The organism is Pseudoalteromonas sp. PB2-1, assembly GCF_045040605.1.
Taxonomy (GTDB): Bacteria; Pseudomonadota; Gammaproteobacteria; order Enterobacterales; family Alteromonadaceae; genus Pseudoalteromonas; species Pseudoalteromonas arabiensis.
The window spans coordinates 2,002,018-2,020,944 of sequence record NZ_CP090667.1 but is presented as its reverse complement, the minus strand read 5'-3'; the positions used below and the strand labels follow the sequence as shown (position 1 = coordinate 2,020,944).

The following is an 18,927-nucleotide window of genomic DNA, read 5'->3' as shown; positions in this document are numbered from 1 at the left end:
ATTTTGCCAAGGATAAGTCACAATGAACCCGAAAACAAAGCGGAAGATCGTTAAAAACCGACTAAAAATGGTTTTTTACTTTGACTAACTTACTAACTATCTATATGATGCAGCCCCTATGCAAAAGGTGAAAATTCCCATCACTCTTCATCCCAGCAAAGCAGCACAACATCGTTTATCTTATGACGGTATTGTTCCGCTTGAAAAACTTTCTCGTTTAGAGCAAGTTGTGCAGGAAGAAGCAGGTGAAATAGCGGTAAAGATTCATTGCAAAATTGATGATCAAGGTTTAGTAGTGATAAGTGGTAATTTATCAGTACACGTAACCGTAACTTGTCAACGATGCAATGGTGATTTAGGGTTGGATTTGGATCAAGACTTTGTGTATTCGCCAGTCGGTTTGGATGCAGAGTCAGATCATCTTCCTGCAGGTTACGATGAAGTAGAACTGGACGAAAACGGTGAAATCAACGTGTTTGAGTTAATCGAAGACGAATTGATTTTAGCTATTCCAATAGTGCCTACACACAACGAAGCCTCGTGCAGCTATTCATCAGAGCCTTCAAGCTTTGGTAAATTAGCAGCAGAAGATGACAAACCAAATCCATTTGATATTTTGAAACAACTTAAGAAAGATTCTTAGGAGAAGACTAATGGCTGTACAAAAAAGCAAAAAGTCTCGTGCAAGACGCGGCATGCGCCGTTCACACGATGCGATCAATGGTCCAACTTTAACTGTAGATCAAGTTTCTGGTGAGACTCATCGTCGTCACCATGTAACTGCTGACGGTTACTACAAAGGCGTTAAAGTAATTTCTAACTAAGAGATTGCTATATGCTGACCAATCTAACCATAGCGTTAGATATGATGGGGGGCGATTATGGCCCCCGTTCATCTATCCCCGCTGCCGTCAACGCGGTAAATGCTAATACCAACTTAAGACTCATCTTATGTGGTAATCAGCAAGTTATTCTAAAAGAACTCGAAGCACTCGATTCGTTATCTCATCCTCGTTTAATTATTCGCCATTGTAGCGAAGTTGTCACAAATGCGTGTGAGCCTGCTTCAGCGGTTCGTTCTAAAAAAGATTCATCAATGCGAGTTGCCCTCGATTTAGTTAAATCGGGTGAAGCGCAGGCCTGTGTAAGCTCCGGTAATACGGGCGCGTTGTTTTTTATGGCGCATTATGTATTGAAAATGCTACCAGGCGTAAAGCGTCCTGCCCTTATTTCTGCTGTTCCAACTGAACGGAAAACACCTGTTTACTTACTTGATTTAGGGGCGAATGTGCATTGCGATGCGCAAACGCTTTATCAATTTGGCATTATGGGTTCTGTGGTAGCAGGGCAAGCTCTTGGTTGCGAAAACCCAAGAGTCAGTTTATTGAATATTGGCTCTGAAGACATCAAAGGGCATGAAGGAATAAAACAAGCTGCACAGTTAATGCAGCAGTGTAAATATCTCAACTATACAGGGTATAGTGAAGGTAGTGATATTTTCAGTGGCAAAGCCGATGTAATTGTGTGCGAAGGATTTGTAGGTAATGTGGCACTTAAAACCTGTGAAGGTATTGCCAAGCTTATTATGCATAAACTCACCAAAGCCTTACACAAGCATTTCTTATACAAAAGTTTGGCTTTTTTACTGCGTCCAGTAATAAAAAAGCTCTACAAACGGGTGAACCCCGACCAGTATAACGGCGCAAGTCTGGTAGGATTGCGCGGTATTGTTGTTAAAAGCCATGGTAATGCCTCTGCGAAGGCGTTTCATGCTGCTATTGATGAAGCCGCGCGGGAAGTCGAACGCCAACTCCCTGAAAAAATCGCTGCGATTTTTGAGCAAACACATCCAACAACAAAGTAGTGCAGCATAGTTAAAACTTGTTATGCTGCCTGCTAGAGAATATTTTTTTGTTTAATTATAAGAGCTAAGTATGGCACATAAAATTGCACTCGTATTCCCAGGTCAAGGCTCACAAACTGTGGGTATGTTATCTGAACTATTAGCTGATTCACAAATTGCTAAAGCAACATTTGCTGAAGCATCTGAGGCTCTTGGCTATGATCTCGCTGCGCTTGTACTAAATGGTCCAGAAGAAGAATTAAATCAAACCCATCGTACACAACCGGCACTTTTAACTGCCAGTGTTGCTATTTACCGTCAATGGTTAGATGCAAACCCTGATGCTGAGGTTGTTATGGCTGGTCACAGCTTAGGCGAGTATTCAGCGCTAGTGTGTGCTGGCGTCGTAAGCTTAAGCGAAGCCGTTAAACTCGTTGAAAATCGTGGTTTATACATGCAAGAAGCAGTACCTACGGGTGTTGGTTCTATGGCTGCAATCATCGGTTTAGGTGATGATGAAATTAAAGCAGCGTGTGAAGCATCAGCCAATGGTGAAGTTGTTTCACCAGTCAACTACAACTCACCCGGTCAGGTTGTTATTGCAGGTCATAAAGCCGCGGTTGAACGTGCATCAGAAGCATGTAAAGAAGCAGGTGCTAAACGCGCTTTACCACTGGCAGTAAGCGTGCCTTCTCACTGTGAACTAATGAAACCAGCCGCTGAAAAATTAGCTGCTGATTTAGCTGCTTTAACATTTAATACACCTAAGTGTGATGTAATCAACAACGTTGATGTGAAAGCAGAGCAGTCAAGTGAAGCAATTAAAGATGCATTAGTACGTCAACTTTACAGCCCAGTACGCTGGACTGAGACAGTACAAGCATTGGTTGCACAAGGTATTACACAAAGTTATGAGTTTGGCCCAGGTAAAGTATTAACGGGCCTTGCGAAACGAATTGATAAAGCAATGGTATGCGCTGCGGTTAATACGCAGGCTACGATTGATGAAGCGAAATAAGTAGGAATAGAATGACAAATTTATTTTCTCTTGAGGGCAAAGTTGTCCTAATCACTGGTGCAAGCCGTGGTATTGGTAAAGCGATTGCAGAGACGTTAGTTGCACAAGGTGCAAAAGTAGCGGGTACTGCAACAAGCGAATCAGGTGCTGCTAAAATCAGCGAATACCTAGGCGACAATGGTAAAGGTTATGCACTTAACGTAACAGATCCTGAGTCAATTGAGGCAACACTTGCTGCTATAAAGGCTGATTTAGGTGATATCGATGTATTAGTTAACAATGCCGGTATCACTCGTGATAACTTATTAATGCGTATGAAAGACGGTGAGTGGGATGACATCATCGATACTAATCTAAGCTCAATTTTCCGTTTATCTAAGGCTGTTTTACGCCCTATGATGAAAAAGAAAAATGGCCGTATCATTAATATCGGTTCTGTTGTGGGCACGATGGGTAATGCGGGTCAAGCTAACTATGCTGCAGCGAAAGCTGGCGTAATTGGTTTTACTAAGTCATTAGCGCGAGAAGTGGCATCACGTGGCATTACAGTAAACGTTGTTGCACCGGGTTTTATTCAAACCGATATGACCGACGAGCTGACTGAAGAGCAAAAAGCAGCTACGCTTGCAAATGTACCTGCAGGTCGCCTTGGTCAACCTGACGAAATCGCAGCAGCTGTGTGTTATTTAGCATCCGATGCAGCGGCATATGTATCAGGTGAAACATTGCATGTAAATGGTGCGATGTATATGGTTTAATGAATGTTAGCTTGAAAAAGCTAACGAAAGTTTATCGAAAAATATTGAATTTTTTGTGATCTTGCTTTAAACATACTTGAATTCGCTGTGAAAATAAGCGATAAATGAACAAATACCAATCAAGAGGTTTGACCAGATAAGTTATTATCAGCAAATCCTTGAATCACAGAATTATGCGGCGTAAACTACGCCGCAATCTGAAAATAACGCATTGGCGTTTTTAATAAAGGAAAGAAGAATGAGCGACATCCAAGAACGCGTAAAGAAAATTATCATTGAGCAACTAGGTGTTAAAGAAGAAGAAGTAAAACATGAAGCTTCTTTCGTAGATGACTTAGGTGCTGATTCACTTGATACTGTAGAACTAGTAATGGCTCTTGAAGAAGAGTTCGACACTGAGATCCCAGACGAAGAAGCTGAAAAGATCACTACAGTTCAAGCTGCAATCGATTACGTTACAGCTCACGCTGAGTAATTTTACGCATTTTGATTTTAAGGGCAGCATTACGCTGCCCTTAGTCTATCTGAAGAATGATACTAATAAATTTGGTATACACCCCACCTAAAATAATTTCCTTATTGGAGGCAACCCGTGGCTAAACGTCGAGTCGTCGTAACTGGCTTAGGAATGTTGACACCGCTAGGTAATGATGTTGAATCTACTTGGCAAGGTTTGTTAAACGGTAAAAGTGGTATTCAAACTATCACGCATTTCGATACCTCAAGTTTCGGCACCAAATTCGCAGGTTTGCTGAATGACTTTGATGCATCAGCTTACATGTCACCGAAAGATGCAAAGAAAATGGATTTGTTTATCCAATATGGCATTGCAGCGGGTGTACAAGCACTACAAGATTCAGGTCTAGAGATCACTGAAGAAAACGCCACGCGTGTTGGTGTAGCAGTGGGGTCTGGCATCGGTGGTTTAACTTTAATTGAAGAAAACCACATTAAACTATTAAACAGCGGTCCGCGTAAGCTTTCTCCGTTTTACGTGCCTTCGACCATTATCAATATGATCTCTGGTCATTTATCGATTATGCACGGTTTACGTGGTCCTAATATTTCAATCGTTACAGCCTGTACCACAGGCCTACATAACATTGGTCATGCTGCACGTATGATTGCATACGGCGATGCAGATGCAATGGTAGCCGGTGGTGCTGAAAAAGCGTCTACACCAATTGGTATGGGTGGCTTTAATGCTGCACGTGCATTATCAACTCGTAACGACGATCCACAAGCAGCATCACGGCCTTGGGATAAAGACCGTGACGGTTTTGTACTTGCTGATGGTGCAGGTGTAATCGTACTGGAAGAGTATGAGCATGCAAAAGCACGTGGCGCGAAAATCTACGCTGAACTGGTAGGTTTTGGTATGAGTGGTGATGCCTATCACATGACGTCTCCACCGGAAGACGGTGCAGGCGCAGCCCTTGCGATGGAAAATGCTCTAAATGATGCACAAGTTAGTGCAGACCAAGTGGGTTACATTAATGCTCATGGTACATCGACTAATGCAGGCGATAAAGCCGAAACATCCGCAGTTAAAACTATCTTTGGTGATGCGGCGAAAGATGTGATGGTAAGTTCATCTAAATCAATGATGGGTCACTTGTTAGGTGCGGCAGGCTCGGTAGAGTCGATCATTACTATCTTGTCACTGGTTGATCAAAAAGTAAGCCCTACGATCAACCTTGATAACCCTGATGAAGGCTGTGATTTAGATTATGTACCGCACACTGCACGTGACGCTAAATTGGATTACGCACTATGTAATTCATTTGGTTTTGGCGGTACTAATGGCTCGTTGCTGTTTAAAAAGGTATAATTCTTTTTAACAACGGACTAAAAAGAAGAGCCCAGTTGTTTAACTGGGCTTTTTTGTATGAGCAAATTAAAACAAACAATAAAAATAACCAATTCAGACTCCACAATAAGCACCCAAGATCGTGGCTTAAATTATGGTGATGGCTTTTTTACAACAGCTTCTATTGTTGATGCTTGTATTGAGCATTGGGACTTACATAAAGCGCGTTTAGTTGAGTGCGCTGAGCGATTATTTTTCCCTGAATTAGATTTAAACGAAATAGAGCGAGTAGTTAACAAAGCAATTTGCGATACACAAACTGGGATATTAAAAGTTGTCATCACCCGTGGCGCAGGTGGTCGTGGCTATGGTTTACCAGACGAGCCAACTATCCAAGTGCTGATCAGCGTATTACCTCAGGTTTCACATTATAAAAATTGGCAAGAGCAGGGCGTAAGCCTAGCAATTAGTGACGTCAGGCTTTCACATCAACCTTTACTTGCTGGACTAAAAACCTTGAATCGCTTAGAGCAGGTGCTTATCAAACATCACATGCACTCCATCGAGTGTGATGACGTTATAGTGCTTGATTATGATGACAATGTGATTGAGTGCTCTGCAGCAAATCTATTTGCGATTAAAGACGGTCAAATCGTTTCCCCCAAGTTAGACTGCTGTGGCATCACAGGGGTTTATCTAAGCGCTTTATGTGATAAGTTAGCCATTAAGTTTAAAGCAATCCAAGTTGATGAGTTTTTAGCGATGGATGCAGTGTTTATGTGTAACAGTTTAATGGGCGTGGTTCCTGTAGCAAACATTGCTGATACACAATTTGATATTACGCGCAGTAAAGCATTATTAAAGGCGCAATTTGCCAAGGAGAGTCAGTGATTAAAGTCATTGTTAGCGTGCTATTATTAGCATTGCTATGTTGTGGTATTGGTTATCAACAACTTCAATCAGCATTGAAAATGCCGTTAAAAGTTGAAAACAATACTTTATTCAAAGTAGAGCGTGGCACTGGCTTTAATCAGCTTTGCCAAGCATGGCAAACAAATCACTGGGTTGATAGCTGCTTTAAGTTTCAGGTACTCGCTAAATTAGATCCTACGCTTACTGATTTAAAAGCGGGTCTTTATGAGCTTAACTCTCGCTCAGTGGTCGATAATATTCGCCTTATAAATCGGGGAGCAGAAGTTAGCTTTTCTTTTACAATTATTGAAGGTCAGCCACTTCGTGACGTCGTTGCCAATATTCAAAAGCAAGCGTATTTAACCCAAGATTTAGATACAGAAAATTTAGCGACGCAGATAAGTAGCACACAAGAAAATTTAGAAGGCTGGTTATTCCCAGATACTTATCACTATCATAGTGAAGATAACGCAAGCAGTATTCTTAAACGTGCATACAGTAAAATGCAGCAAGAATTAGATGCTGCGTGGCAAAATCGAGCGCAAGATTTAGTATTAAATTCGCCCTATGAAGCGTTGATCCTAGCTTCTATTATTGAAAAAGAAACAGGCCTTGCAAGCGAGCGACCCATGATTTCAGCGGTGTTTACTAATCGCTTGAAAAGCAATATGCGACTGCAAACTGATCCAACTGTAATTTATGGTATTGGTGCTGATTTCGACGGGGATATTAAGCGTAAAGATTTAACCACTTACACGCCGTATAATACATACAAAATTAAAGGACTACCGCCAACTCCGATTGCAATGCCATCTCGAGCTGCTTTGCTTGCAGCGGTTAACCCGCCTGAGTCTGAGTATATATATTTTGTATCGAAAGGGGATGGTAGCCATCAATTTTCGAAGACATTACAAGAGCATAACCGTGCTGTGCAGCAGTACCAGTTGAACAAATAACCAGAATAGAGTCATATGACAGCGAAATTTATAGTGATTGAAGGCCTAGAAGGTGCTGGAAAATCAACGGCAATAGCCGTATGCCAAGCTTATTTAGAGAACAAACAAGTCGATTTTATGAATGTGCGTGAGCCTGGTGGCACACCAATGGCTGAAGAACTTCGCAATATTGTTAAGCAAGACCACACAGAACAAGTAACGGGTGAAACTGAGTTATTGATTATGTACGCTGCACGTTCTCAGTTAGTTGCAAATGTGATTAATCCAGCCCTTGAGAAAGGCATTTGGGTTTTAGGCGATCGCCATGATCTTTCATCACAAGCCTATCAAGGTGGTGGTCGCGGCATTGAGCAGGCTAAGTTATCATTTCTAGCTGATATGGTATTAAAAGGGTTAAAACCAGATTTAACCCTTTATTTAGATATTGACCCTGCTATTGGTCTTGCTCGTGCCAAAGGCCGTGGTGAGCTTGATCGTATCGAGCAAGAGGCGCTAGGCTTTTTTGAGCGTACTCGTGAACGTTACCTTGAAATTGCTAAAACTGACACTAGTATCAAAACAGTGGATGCCAACCAAACAATGCCCGAGGTGCATGCGGCAATAATCACGGTGCTAGACAACTTTTTTGCAGGTTTAAATTAATATGCCTTTGCCATGGCTTGAAGGTCTGTACCAGCAATTAGCTCAAAGCTTTTCGCAGCAGCGTTTTCATCATGCACAGCTGTTTAATGGTGATAAAGGGGTTGGCAAACACCATTTAGTCGATTCACTCGCTGATGGTTTATTATGTGCTTCACCTGTGCAATTAAGAGCGTGTGGTCATTGTAAAAGTTGTCAGCTTAATCAAGCAGGAACGCATCCAGATAAGCGAATTGTGAGAGTTGATGGACAAACAATTGGTGTTGATGAAATTCGCGATATTACTCATTTTATCAATCATTCCGCGGCACAAAATGGCAACAAAGTAGTTGTTCTTGAACAATGTCATAAAATGACCACCGCGGCAGCAAATGCCTTATTAAAAACACTTGAAGAGCCAAGCTTGAACCGTTATTTACTTTTAACCTGTGAGCAAACAGCTTTATTGCCCGCGACTATTCTAAGTCGCTGTGCAGTGCAGGAAGTCAAAGTAGATAGTTCAATTACGACACAATGGTTAGCCTCTTTGAGTATTCCTAATTACTCTTGGTTAGTATTATTTGCTAGTCAACCGCTTTTAGTGGAACAGTGGTATAAAGAGCATCAGTTAGAGTCTGTTGACTTACTTTATAAATTTGCAACTGAGATAAAAGACAGCCATAATTTCAGCACGTTAGTCGATATATTAAATAAAGAGCATAGTCTTGTTAATGTATTTGCTCTGTTTTTAACTGAACACCTTAAAACGCAATTAGTATTAGGTATGGACTTTTTTAGCTATCAAAAAGCACAAACTGCACTTTCTGAGTTTCTTTATAATAGTTCTCATGTGCTTGGCTTAAATATGTCACTTGCCATTTCACAATTAGCGTTGACTTTACGTGAGAGCCAAAAATAGGACATAGTGTGCAAGAATTACTAGTAGATATTGAAGACTTAGACGAGCTATATCGCTGTTACATGCCTTACTTAAAAAACGGCGGTTTATTTGTTCGCACGAATATGCGTTTTGAAATGGGGCATTCGTTAGCATTGAAAGTCACATTGCCTGATGCCCTTGAAGATGATGTAATTACAGGTAAGGTAACATGGATTACACCTCAAGGGGCTCAGAGCTCTAATCCTCCCGGAATTGGTGTAAGTTTCATTGATGATAAAACCAATTTGAATGCTAAAATCGAAAAACTACTGGGGACTATGTTAAACTCAGGCAATCCGACCTATACCATGTAATAAAAGTTGTACCATGATTGTAGATTCACATTGTCATTTAGACCGCCTTGATTTCGATAAACTCGACCTAAACTTAGAGCAAGTATTAGATAGTGCTCGCGCTAAGAAAGTTGAACACTTTTTATGTGTAAGTGTAACTTTAGACCAGTTTCCAAGTATGCTGGATAAAATTAAGAACTATCCTGATGTTTCTGCATCATGTGGTGTTCATCCCCTTGATCAAAAAGATGCGCTTGATAAGCAAAAACTGATCAATCTTGCCAGTCATGAAAAAGTTGTTGCGATTGGGGAAACAGGGCTTGATTATTATTACTCAAAAGATACTCATCTTGTTCAACAAGAAAGTTTTGTTGGCCACATTGAGGTTGCAAATGAGCTTAATAAACCACTTATTATTCATACCCGAGATGCTCGAGAAGACACCATCAATCTAATGCGAGCACACAACGCAGAAAAATGTAGTGGCGTATTACACTGCTTTACAGAAAATTGGGATATGGCCAAAAAAGCCATTGATATGGGCTTTTATATTTCAATTTCGGGTATTGTAACCTTTAAAAATGCTGTTGAGTTAAAAGACGTTGTTAAGCAAATTCCGCTTGACCGTTTATTAATAGAAACAGATTCTCCTTATTTGGCGCCAGTCCCATATCGTGGTAAAACAAATCAACCTGCTTACGTTGAAGATGTTGCTTATTATATTGCACAGCTGAAAGGTCTTAGTTTTAACGAGTTAGCCGAAGCAACAACCAACAACTTTTATTCGTTGTTTAAGCAAGCTAAGAGGGCTTGATAGTGAGCGGTGTATCGAATTTACCTCAGTTAATAATGGGGCCAATGGTACGCCGAGCAGATGCAGGGCGAGTGTGCTTTCAGTTTGTTACCACCACGCCTTGCCAATACCGAATTGAGTTTACAGCTGTTGAAACTTTTTCTAACTTTGAGTCTATCCAACTTGGGCAAAATATCTATTTAAACTTCATCAATGTAATGCCTGCCAGTGGCGAATTTGCGGTAGACTCACTGATTTATTACTCGTTACATGATAAAGAAAAAAGCCTTGATTTGTCAGCATATTGCTATGAACGTGCGGAATCTCCTGCATTTGTGATCCCTAATAGGCTCGATAGAATTCTTCATGGTTCGTGCCGTAACCCTCATCACCCCGCAAAAGACAGTCTCGTTGCCGCAGATAATTGGCAAAGTGAACAGCGTGATTCACTTAATGCGGGTGCTGACCTATTACTTTTATCTGGCGATCAAATATACGCGGATGATGTTGCAGGGCCCATGCTACTCGCGATTGAGAAAGTGATTAGCTTATTTGGTGTATTTGAAGAGCCAAAGCTTGATTTAGCGCTACCTGAAGGTTTTGAGCAGCAACTTTACAAACGTCATTTATACTTGCCTAAAGTGCCTTGGCAGAAACGCAGTAAATTTGGTGTTGGTTATTGGCTTAAAAAGGATGAACCACATTTTTCAAGTTTAAAAGCCGAAAACCACTTAATTCATTTTCAAGAATTTATAGCACTTTATTTACTGAACTTCAGCGCGGTTACTTGGCAATTAATTAACTTTGAATCAATCGAATGTCCTGCATTGCCCCCTAAATGCGCTAATTTATTTAAACTTGAGAAGCAAGCACTTGTTGGGTTCGCAGAGGGTCTTAGCCAAGTGGAAAGGCTGTTGGCTAATGTGTCTACATTAATGATGTTCGATGATCATGATGTTACGGATGATTGGAACTTAACAGCAGGGTGGGAGCAAGCCATTTATCAGCACCCAGCCAGTAGGCGTATTGTAAATAATGGCTTAATTAGTTACTGGTTAATGCAAGGGATTGGTAATGATGCCGGTGACAAAACATTTGATCTTTTATCTGCATTTAAGCGCAGCTTTTCAACTAATCAATGGAATTTTAAGGGGTTCGATAAGCACATTTTAGATTTTAATCATTGGCACTATGAACTAAATACCATACCCAAAGTGGTGGTACTGGATACCCGAACTCACCGTTGGCGCAATGAGCAAAACTTTAATGAACCTTCAGGATTACTTGATTGGGAGAGGCTTACTGAATTAGAAGAAAGCTTATTATCTCATGATAAAGTGATTATTGTTTCCCCAGCCCCTGTGTTTGGTGTTAAATCAATTGAAGCAATTCAAGCGATTTTTAATTTTTGTGGTCAGCCTTTACTTGTCGATGTAGAAAATTGGATGGCCCATGAGGGCTCGGCCAAAAAGTTGTTGGATACATTCCGTCGTGAAGATACGCCAAAAGAAACCTTGATTCTTTCTGGTGATGTACATTACTCCTTTTGTTTCTCTGTGCAAAAACGCTTTGGTAAGCATAAAAACCGTATTTGGCAGCTCACTGCAAGTGGCATTAAAAATGAGTTTCCTCGAAAGCTTATCAATGTGTTAGATAAACTAGATTCAATTCTCTATGCGCCAAAAAGCCCACTTAACTTTTTTACTAAACGTTGGCAAATGGAAGTTGATAAACACAAAACGAAAGGAGAAGGTCAAAAGTACTTGGTGAGTGATGCGGCAATCAGCTTAATTGAGCTCGACAGTGGTTTATTAAAACGCTACGAGCTCATTCATGCTGATAATCGCATCACAGAGTTTGATTTAGAAGAGCAGTAATTTGAGTGAGCGAGTTCTATCGACTCAGCAAATTTATCGAATTGATATCGATTATAACCTTTCTACTTTTTTCTTTCTCGCTTCGGTGCAGGCAATTGATTAGTTAATATAGCTAAACATAAAATAACTATAAACATGATTGAGTTTGCACCAGCTTGCAGTGAGTAGTCGACTGATGAATGTAGCATCATTGCGACAATAGCTGTAGCGCAGCCAAAAGCAACACCTTGATACAATGCTGTTTTGCGAGTTCGCATTGTATTGATGCATAACCACAAGCAATACAAAACAAGACCTCCTAACAATAACGTTGTAGGTATGCCTAGCTCAACTGCAAACTGTACGTAATCGTTATGGGCGTTGTCGTAGTATCCAGAGTAAGGCTGAGATTGGTATGCAGGGAACGCCGTATAGAATGTACCACCACCAGAGCCAAGCAATGGTTTATCTAAAATAAGTGGCACTGAATCGCGAACTACTTCATCACGTGTTTCAGATTGTAAGCTGGTTTCACTTATGCGTTGCTTGACTTTTTCGACATCAAAGATTGCCCCAACTACAATTAAATCAATTATAAAAAAACTAATGATAAGTGGCTTAAATGCTTTGGGCTTTTGCTTATAAGTAAATAATGCTAATAAGCTAACTATGATAAGCGCAATAAAAAATGCCGAATTACCCATACGGCTTCGAGTCAAAATCAGCGCCACAATAATGATAATTAAAGATATACGCAAGATTATTTTAGAGCTTAGTAGTATTTCAGCCAGCGCACGTAATCTTTGTTTAAAAGAGAGCTTATAGCTGTTTTTTGTACGGTTTAATTCACTAATCAATAGACCAATTCCTAGGCATAAACACAGAGCTAAATAATTAGCTAAAAAATTAGAATAAGTAAACGTGCCGATGGCGCGATCTGTGTGTTTATAACCAAAGAAGGGGCTTGCTATGTTTGGTGATAAATTTAAGTAGGTAGCATATAAAGCCTGAAAAACACCTGCGAAAATGACAATGTAAATTAACTTTTTAATCCTTTCTGCGCTATTGCAATAAATAAATATTAACCAGCTTAACATAAGCAAAAATGTGCTTTTTAATAACATTTGTTTAGTTTGAAATGGATCAATACTAATACTTAACAGCTGAAGCAAGCATACTAAAATGACCACACTTAAGCTTAAAAGTATAGGCCAACCATAACGGGGAGGTAATAGCATTTGGTCACTATTTAAAGCACTGTTAGCAAGGTGTGTAACAAAATTAAAGCAGATTAAAATGCCAATAGCTAAAACTGCCCATGGCCGGTAACTACCTAAGGGTAGAGGAAGTAAAAATAGGATTAGACAAATGAAGAAGAAAATAAAACGATTCAAAATATACTCGAACAAAGTAAAAACGCAGCCGATTGGCTGCGTTTGCATATACTAATAGTACAGATTAATTAGCGACTTCAGAAATACCAGCGTCCCCACCTGTACCACCTGCACCAGGAGGTGTAGGCAGAGTCGGTAAGCTAACTACCGGTGCAGCAGTCGTGCCAGCACCAGGGCCTGCTGCTGTTGCTTCTGAAGCGACAGTTGGATCAATACCTGCTGTGATTGCAGAGAGTGTGATTGCATCACTATCAAAACCTGCATCTGAAAGTGCCGCTAAGAAGTCAGGAACCAACGGGCTATCAGCACCAAAGTTTGCAACAACGGCCGCAACCATTGCATCCATATCTGCAGAACCACACGCACCATTGAGTAGCTCTTCGTCTAATTTAACTTCTTCTTTGTTCTTACAAATCTGTCTAACCGCTTCAACTAAATCTTCACGTAATTGCTCTGCAGACGTATCTGTTGTTGCGTTATTAAGAATGTCAATAATGTTATTTACGCTCACTTCTTGAACTACAGCATCATTGTCCGTTTGTGCGTAGGTTGGAAGAGCTGTAATAGCAGTTGCGCTAGCGACTAAGCCAGCTAGAATTAATTTTTTCATTTCTCGTCCCTTGGTTGAGTACTAATTGCAAAATTTTAGCGCATCGGCGCAAAAAGTAAACTCTTTATTCACGCCATTAGTATTAGATTTAATAATTTTTGATGGAGGCAGTATCAAATTACCTTGTACACCATCGCATCCTAAGTTCTCAAGTATTTCTAAAGTATCAGCTTTTTCAACTAAACAGGCTAAAACTTTAATACCAAAACCGTGGCAAATATTATTAACGGTTTGGATATAAAACTGGCTTTGTGGGTTAGTAATTAAATCTTGAATATAGCTACCATCGATTTTAACATATTCTATATCAAGACCTTGTAAATACTTGAATGAGGTCAAACTTGTGCCAAAGTGCTCAATACATACCCCAATACCCAGCTCTTTAATAGCATCTATATGTAAAGATGCTACATGTACATTATAAAGTAAGCTTATTTCGTGAAGCTCAAATAGCAAATTAGTTTTAATAACCGGCTTAGTTTCGGAGAATAAAGTTAACCACTCTATAAAGCTTGTTGAATACAACGAAGCCTTACTGATATTTAATGCAAAGACTTCATCTGAGTATCGTTCTTTAATATTGACAAAGTTCAGTATAATTTTTTTATCGAGTTCTTCAGTTAGATTTAACTTTTCAGCCATAGCAAATAAGTGCGCATTATTTACCTTTTCGCCTTCGTGAATGAAATGTGCAAAAACTTCAAAATAACATAGAGAATTAGTCTTGTTGGCTTGTTTTACTGGTTGAATAGAAAAGCTAACGTCACCTGTAGTTATGATAGTCTTGATCAGTGTTCGCCACTGATTAACGCTAAATAATGACTTTTTATCACTGCAAGTTAAATTATTATCTTCGCCTGTTGTACAACCAGTATCAAGTAAAGAAAGTACTTCACGAATGCTTGCGCCTTTATTAATTGCAACGAGAGACAAGTTAGCATAACCGTTGATATGCAGGCTGTTTTCTTTTTGGCTTAAGTTATCATTAAGGTCTAAACGCACCTTATTAAGAAATACAGAATCGTATGGGGCTAATAGTATGAAAGTACTGCCGTTCAGTCTAAATATTGATGAATTTGGTAGTTCGCTGGCAGACTGCTTGAGCAATTCAGCAGCGTCAATGACGTGTTGGTCGCCGTCATGATAGCTTACTACTTGGTTTATGTTATTCAATGAAGGAAGGGTGAGCATCATTGCCGTTATGGGCGAATCATCCGAGATATTATTTACTACAGAATGAAAGTAATTCTCAAATGACTTGCGGTTACCGAGTCCTGTTATTGAGTCGATGTATACTTCTTCTGTGAGTGTTTGAGTTTGTTTCGTCAATGAATCAAAGGTACTCTGTAAATTTTTAACCATATTGTTAATGGCTTGAGTGACGGTGCGTAACTCACGTGCGACGGGTATCTCTTCATTAAGAGTAAAACGTTTTCGAGTGACTAACTTAGCTTGATTTTCAACTGCTTTTAAAGGCTTGAATACAGCCCGTAAAATTAAAAATGCAACAGCTAAGGATGCAGCAAGTAGTAGGAATGAGCTATATAGGCTACGCAGCATGTGTTGCCATAACGTCAAGTATGATTGGCCAGTATGGCTAGAAACCTCGAGTGTACCTGCAATTACCCAACCACTATTTATTTCAGATTGCATTGTCGGCGCATTTAATTCAAAGAGATTAATGAACCAGTTAGGTACCGACTCAACGCGTTTCGGGTTTTGTAACTGAAATACAACATTATTCTGCACATCAGTAAATTTTATTTCGCTGTAATAGCCAGAATCAAAAATAGCAGTCGCCATAGTTTCTGCAATCATTAGGTTATCATCTTCTAAATAAGGTGATATGGAAAGCCCCAAACTGGTCGCTGTATCTTGCGCATGGCTGGCCATTTGTGTTTGCAGATAATGACGGGTCGTATCTACGTCAGTAAAAACACGTACAAAAAAAGAAATAACTGAAATTAAAATGATCAAGCTATATACTTGGGTTTTTAAGCTCAATCCATCTTTAAAGATTCGAGACATAACTACTAGTTCCTTTATTGTTACTATTGGAAGGTGCAAGCTCACCTTGTTCAATTCTTTCTAGCATGGTATTCCAAGCTGAAACGCCAGTACTATTCTTAACCTTGTTTCCTAAGCCCTTGGATTTGGCCAACCATAGGCCTTGACCGTTAAAACTGTATATCGGTTTTAAGTCGTTACGTTTGTTTGCCGGTACTAATTTTGTATCAAAGTTGTCGAGTACGAGTGGAATTTGGTTAAGTTCTTCGAAGTATATAAGCACCATGTGTGGTTGATTAACTGTACGCTGGCGCACGTACATCAGTCTTATTTTTTCTTCTGGGACGCCGAGTGCTATTAATGTGAAGTATTTAGCAATAACATAGTCTTCGCAATCGCCCATGCCTACACCTAGGCTTTCGAGAGGTGTCGCCCAATAATCTTTTTTCTGCCAAAGCTCTTCATCTGTTTTGTAATTTATATGTTTGTTAAAAAAGTCATTTACTAAATGAATTTTTTGCCATTCGCTTTTATTCGTAGAGTCATCGATAAAATTTAGCCATGCTTTTATTCTGTGATGGCCAGTATCTCCATATAACTGTTTGGCACGGGCAATTATATCGCTGTTACGCAAATGCAATAGCATGTCTTGTGCACAAACAAAAAAAGACACGAATATAATTATGCAAAATCCTATACGCACAATGCCATCTCGAATAAATAAACAGAGGGATTATATTCTTATTAAAAATAAAATGATAGGTTATAAAAAAAGCAAAAGTACGAATGTTAACCTTTTGGTAACAAAAAACAATCTAAAAGGCTTCTTTTTTATATTGAGCCGTTGCACCTGTTGTGTATAATAACGGTCCATATGGATAGTAGCGCTTCAAAGCTCAGCTGAGCCTCATAAGTTCATCAGCGGCTGGCTATGTGGTAAGAAGTAATTAAAAGGATTTCAAGTGAAAGTTTTAAAAGCCGTCTTGCCTCTCGCTGGATTGCGAGCACGAATGTTGTCTGCAACAAAATCAACGCCTAAAGAAGTGCTAGCACTAGTTGACAGACCTCTCATCCAACATATTGTAAACGAAGCTGTTCAAGCCGATATTAAAGAAATTGTACTCCTCTCACACGCTTCAAAAAATAGCATAGAAAATATTTCTGGTATTGAATTTGAAGCCAAGCTAGAGGCGCGCTTAAAGCGTACTGTGCTTGAGAAGGTCCGTTTAATTACCTCTAAAGGGGTGAGTATTATTTCCATACGTCAACCGGCACGATTAGGACTTTGGCATGCAATACTTGAAACTCATGCGATTATTGGCCGTAACCCATTCGCTATTTTATTACCTGATGTGATTGTTGGTGAATATAAGCCAAACCTTGAGGTCAATAATTATGGTGAAGTGGACTTTGACGATAAAACAATCAAAGCAGCTGAAAATGCAACTATCACTCACATACTGGAAAAGCCAATCTACGGCGATATCCCTAGTAAAAAAGGTCGATACGCTGTATCACCCGCCATTTGGAATCTATTAGAAACTACTCCTAGAGATCTGGGAGATGAAATTCAATCAACAAAAGGGTTGTTGCAATTACGTCATGTTGAAAGAATTGAAGCATATTATTTAACAGGTAAGTCGCATCAGTGTGATTCACAATTTTGGTTACATGCTTGCTAACGTAGAGTATGCAATCCGGCCTTATTAGGCGAAGAGTTTATAGAATGTGTATAAGAGCTCATCACATCACAAGAGGGATAAAATGAAAGTAACTTTTTACGGAGTTGGGTATGTTGGCTTGGTTCAAGCCGCAGTTTTTGCTGACGCTGGTCATGATGTGTGTTGTGTGGATATTGATGAAACACGCATAGAAAATCTCAAGAACGGCATAATTCCAATATACGAACCTGGGTTGACGCCTTTAGTCCAAAAGAACTTCGAAGAAGGCCGTTTAACTTTCACTACCGATCCTAAATTTGGGGTTGAGTTTGGTGACTTACAGTTTATTGCTGTTGGAACTCCTCCTGACGAAGATGGTTCTGCAGATTTAAAGTACGTACTAAAAGTAGCGGAGACAATCGCTACTTATATGGAACAGCCCAAAATCATTATTGATAAATCGACGGTTCCTGTCGGCACAGCTGATAAAGTAAAAGAGACTGTACAGTCGATACTTGATCATCGTGAAAGCAATTTAACTTTTTCAGTAGTATCAAATCCTGAATTCTTAAAAGAAGGTGCTGCTGTCAATGACTGTAAGCGCCCAGACCGTATTATTATTGGTACAGACTGCACTGATACAGAAGAACAGATGCGTGAACTTTATGCACCATTTAATCGAAATCACGAAAAAATTATCGTCATGGATATTAAAAGTGCTGAACTAACTAAATATGCAGCTAACTGTATGCTTGCTACCAAAATTAGCTTTATGAATGAAATGGCAAATATCGCTGAGCGTGTAGGTGCTGATATTGAACACGTGCGCCATGGTATCGGCTCAGACCCTCGTATTGGTTATCAGTTTATTTATCCTGGCTGTGGTTATGGAGGTTCTTGCTTCCCAAAAGATGTTCAGGCATTGGTGCGAACAACTGACAGCTTAGGCTATGACTCACAAATTTTAAAAGCTGTTGAAGCCGTTAATTATGCGCAAAAGCATAAATTATTCGAATACATTACGAAGCATTTCGGTTTATTAAATAATCCTGATGCTATAAAGGAGGTAAGGTGTTTGCTTTGTGGGGCTTGAGCTTTAAACCAAACACGGATGACATGCGAGAAGCACCAAGTCGAGTACTTATGGAGCAATTATGGGCTGCCGGTGCAAAAGTGCAAGCATATGACCCTGAAGCGATGGAAGAAACGCAGCGCATATACGGCGCACGAAATGATTTAAGCTTTATGGGAACCAAAGAATCAGCATTAAATAATGCAGATGCTCTCGTTATTTGTACTGAGTGGCAAAATTTTAAAGCTCCTGATTTTTCGTTGATAAAGTCATTACTAACAACTCCAGTTATCTTCGACGGACGTAATTTGTTCGAACCTAAGAGGCTAAAAAATAAAGGCTTTAGTTATTATTCTATTGGTCGAAATATTTTATAGTATAAGGGT

At 39.7% G+C, this 18,927-nt stretch carries 19 protein-coding genes and 1 pseudogene; 16 read left to right on the top strand and 4 right to left on the bottom strand.

Annotated elements, in window-relative coordinates; genetic code table 11:
* Positions 1-118: 118 nt before the first annotated feature.
* The 14 genes from yceD to L0Z67_RS09295 all read left to right on the top strand — a co-directional run bounded on the left by yceD (position 119) and on the right by L0Z67_RS09295 (position 11,818).
* The gene (gene yceD / locus L0Z67_RS09360; protein WP_062569236.1) at positions 119-643 is read left to right on the top strand and encodes a 23S rRNA accumulation protein YceD; all 525 of its coding nucleotides are present in this window, start codon (positions 119-121) and stop codon (positions 641-643) included.
* Positions 644-653: 10 nt separating this feature from the next.
* Entirely contained in the window at positions 654-824 is a 171-nt protein-coding gene (gene rpmF / locus L0Z67_RS09355) for a 50S ribosomal protein L32 (RefSeq protein ID WP_062569235.1), read from the top strand.
* 11 nt (positions 825-835) lie between these two features.
* Complete coding sequence (gene plsX, locus L0Z67_RS09350) at positions 836-1,864, top strand: phosphate acyltransferase PlsX (protein WP_062569234.1); 1,029 nt, start codon at positions 836-838, stop codon at positions 1,862-1,864.
* Between the two features lie 70 nt (positions 1,865-1,934).
* Positions 1,935-2,861, top strand: a complete 927-nt coding sequence (gene fabD / locus L0Z67_RS09345) for an ACP S-malonyltransferase (RefSeq protein WP_405127893.1) — start codon at positions 1,935-1,937, stop codon at positions 2,859-2,861.
* Positions 2,862-2,872: 11 nt separating this feature from the next.
* Positions 2,873-3,619: a 3-oxoacyl-ACP reductase FabG gene (fabG, locus tag L0Z67_RS09340; RefSeq protein ID WP_062569232.1), complete on the top strand. Its 747-nt coding sequence runs from the start codon at positions 2,873-2,875 to the stop codon at positions 3,617-3,619.
* A 238-nt stretch (positions 3,620-3,857) separates the two neighbouring features.
* Complete coding sequence (gene acpP, locus L0Z67_RS09335) at positions 3,858-4,094, top strand: acyl carrier protein (protein WP_016707440.1); 237 nt, start codon at positions 3,858-3,860, stop codon at positions 4,092-4,094.
* Between the two features lie 117 nt (positions 4,095-4,211).
* On the top strand, positions 4,212-5,450 hold the full coding sequence (gene fabF, locus L0Z67_RS09330) for a beta-ketoacyl-ACP synthase II (protein WP_405127892.1): 1,239 nt from the start codon (positions 4,212-4,214) through the stop codon (positions 5,448-5,450).
* A gap of 57 nt (positions 5,451-5,507) precedes the next feature.
* On the top strand, positions 5,508-6,320 hold the full coding sequence (pabC, locus tag L0Z67_RS09325) for an aminodeoxychorismate lyase (protein ID WP_193988903.1): 813 nt from the start codon (positions 5,508-5,510) through the stop codon (positions 6,318-6,320).
* Positions 6,317-7,297, top strand: coding sequence for an endolytic transglycosylase MltG (mltG, locus tag L0Z67_RS09320; protein WP_193988902.1), 981 nt, complete (start codon positions 6,317-6,319; stop codon positions 7,295-7,297). Before pabC ends, mltG begins: the two co-directional genes overlap by 4 nt.
* Before the next feature lie 15 nt (positions 7,298-7,312).
* Positions 7,313-7,939 (top strand): dTMP kinase, encoded by a 627-nt coding sequence (gene tmk / locus L0Z67_RS09315; protein ID WP_405127891.1) that lies wholly within the window; start codon positions 7,313-7,315, stop codon positions 7,937-7,939.
* Position 7,940: 1 nt separating this feature from the next.
* Positions 7,941-8,834: a DNA polymerase III subunit gene (locus L0Z67_RS09310; RefSeq protein WP_237127837.1), complete on the top strand. Its 894-nt coding sequence runs from the start codon at positions 7,941-7,943 to the stop codon at positions 8,832-8,834.
* A gap of 8 nt (positions 8,835-8,842) precedes the next feature.
* Positions 8,843-9,169 carry a PilZ domain-containing protein gene (locus L0Z67_RS09305; protein ID WP_062569227.1) on the top strand — a complete coding sequence of 109 codons (327 nt, stop codon included), beginning with the start codon at positions 8,843-8,845 and terminating at the stop codon, positions 9,167-9,169.
* A 13-nt stretch (positions 9,170-9,182) separates the two neighbouring features.
* Entirely contained in the window at positions 9,183-9,962 is a 780-nt protein-coding gene (locus L0Z67_RS09300) for a TatD family hydrolase (RefSeq protein ID WP_405127890.1), read from the top strand.
* Complete coding sequence (locus L0Z67_RS09295; RefSeq protein ID WP_237115256.1) at positions 9,962-11,818, top strand: alkaline phosphatase D family protein; 1,857 nt, start codon at positions 9,962-9,964, stop codon at positions 11,816-11,818. Before L0Z67_RS09300 ends, L0Z67_RS09295 begins: the two co-directional genes overlap by 1 nt.
* Positions 11,819-11,880: 62 nt before the next feature.
* Here the strand turns inward: L0Z67_RS09295 and L0Z67_RS09290 are convergent, their stop codons facing one another.
* The 4 genes from L0Z67_RS09290 to L0Z67_RS09275 all read right to left on the bottom strand — a co-directional run bounded on the left by L0Z67_RS09290 (position 11,881) and on the right by L0Z67_RS09275 (position 16,511).
* A complete protein-coding gene (locus L0Z67_RS09290) occupies positions 11,881-13,191 on the bottom strand; it encodes an O-antigen ligase (protein ID WP_193988898.1) in 1,311 nt (436 codons plus the stop codon).
* Positions 13,192-13,255: 64 nt separating this feature from the next.
* Positions 13,256-13,801, bottom strand: a complete 546-nt coding sequence (locus L0Z67_RS09285; RefSeq protein WP_062569225.1) for a hypothetical protein — start codon at positions 13,799-13,801, stop codon at positions 13,256-13,258.
* A 21-nt stretch (positions 13,802-13,822) separates the two neighbouring features.
* A complete protein-coding gene (locus L0Z67_RS09280) occupies positions 13,823-15,829 on the bottom strand; it encodes an EAL domain-containing protein (RefSeq protein WP_405127889.1) in 2,007 nt (668 codons plus the stop codon).
* Complete coding sequence (locus L0Z67_RS09275; RefSeq protein ID WP_405127888.1) at positions 15,813-16,511, bottom strand: transglutaminase-like cysteine peptidase; 699 nt, start codon at positions 16,509-16,511, stop codon at positions 15,813-15,815. Before L0Z67_RS09275 ends, L0Z67_RS09280 begins: the two co-directional genes overlap by 17 nt.
* Before the next feature lie 259 nt (positions 16,512-16,770).
* On the opposite strand from L0Z67_RS09275, the gene L0Z67_RS09270 reads away from it, so the two are divergent.
* Together L0Z67_RS09270 and L0Z67_RS09265 are read left to right on the top strand one after the other, a co-directional pair.
* Positions 16,771-17,490: a sugar phosphate nucleotidyltransferase gene (locus L0Z67_RS09270; RefSeq protein WP_405127887.1), complete on the top strand. Its 720-nt coding sequence runs from the start codon at positions 16,771-16,773 to the stop codon at positions 17,488-17,490.
* A gap of 82 nt (positions 17,491-17,572) precedes the next feature.
* Positions 17,573-18,918: pseudogene (locus L0Z67_RS09265) on the top strand (UDP-glucose dehydrogenase family protein).
* Positions 18,919-18,927 lie beyond the last annotated feature (9 nt).

What these genes read in the sequence shown, in the direction of transcription:
- yceD (WP_062569236.1), top strand. Translation starts at nt 119, where the DNA reads ATGCAAAAGGTGAAAATTCCCATCACTCTTCATCCCAGCAAAGCAGCA.
- rpmF (WP_062569235.1), top strand. Translation starts at nt 654, where the DNA reads ATGGCTGTACAAAAAAGCAAAAAGTCTCGTGCAAGACGCGGCATGCGC.
- plsX (WP_062569234.1), top strand. Translation starts at nt 836, where the DNA reads ATGCTGACCAATCTAACCATAGCGTTAGATATGATGGGGGGCGATTAT.
- fabD (WP_405127893.1), top strand. Translation starts at nt 1,935, where the DNA reads ATGGCACATAAAATTGCACTCGTATTCCCAGGTCAAGGCTCACAAACT.
- fabG (WP_062569232.1), top strand. Translation starts at nt 2,873, where the DNA reads ATGACAAATTTATTTTCTCTTGAGGGCAAAGTTGTCCTAATCACTGGT.
- acpP (WP_016707440.1), top strand. Translation starts at nt 3,858, where the DNA reads ATGAGCGACATCCAAGAACGCGTAAAGAAAATTATCATTGAGCAACTA.
- pabC (WP_193988903.1), top strand. Translation starts at nt 5,508, where the DNA reads ATGAGCAAATTAAAACAAACAATAAAAATAACCAATTCAGACTCCACA.
- tmk (WP_405127891.1), top strand. Translation starts at nt 7,313, where the DNA reads ATGACAGCGAAATTTATAGTGATTGAAGGCCTAGAAGGTGCTGGAAAA.
- L0Z67_RS09310 (WP_237127837.1), top strand. Translation starts at nt 7,941, where the DNA reads ATGCCTTTGCCATGGCTTGAAGGTCTGTACCAGCAATTAGCTCAAAGC.
- L0Z67_RS09300 (WP_405127890.1), top strand. Translation starts at nt 9,183, where the DNA reads ATGATTGTAGATTCACATTGTCATTTAGACCGCCTTGATTTCGATAAA.
- L0Z67_RS09285 (WP_062569225.1), bottom strand. Translation starts at nt 13,801, where the DNA reads ATGAAAAAATTAATTCTAGCTGGCTTAGTCGCTAGCGCAACTGCTATT.
- L0Z67_RS09280 (WP_405127889.1), bottom strand. Translation starts at nt 15,829, where the DNA reads ATGTCTCGAATCTTTAAAGATGGATTGAGCTTAAAAACCCAAGTATAT.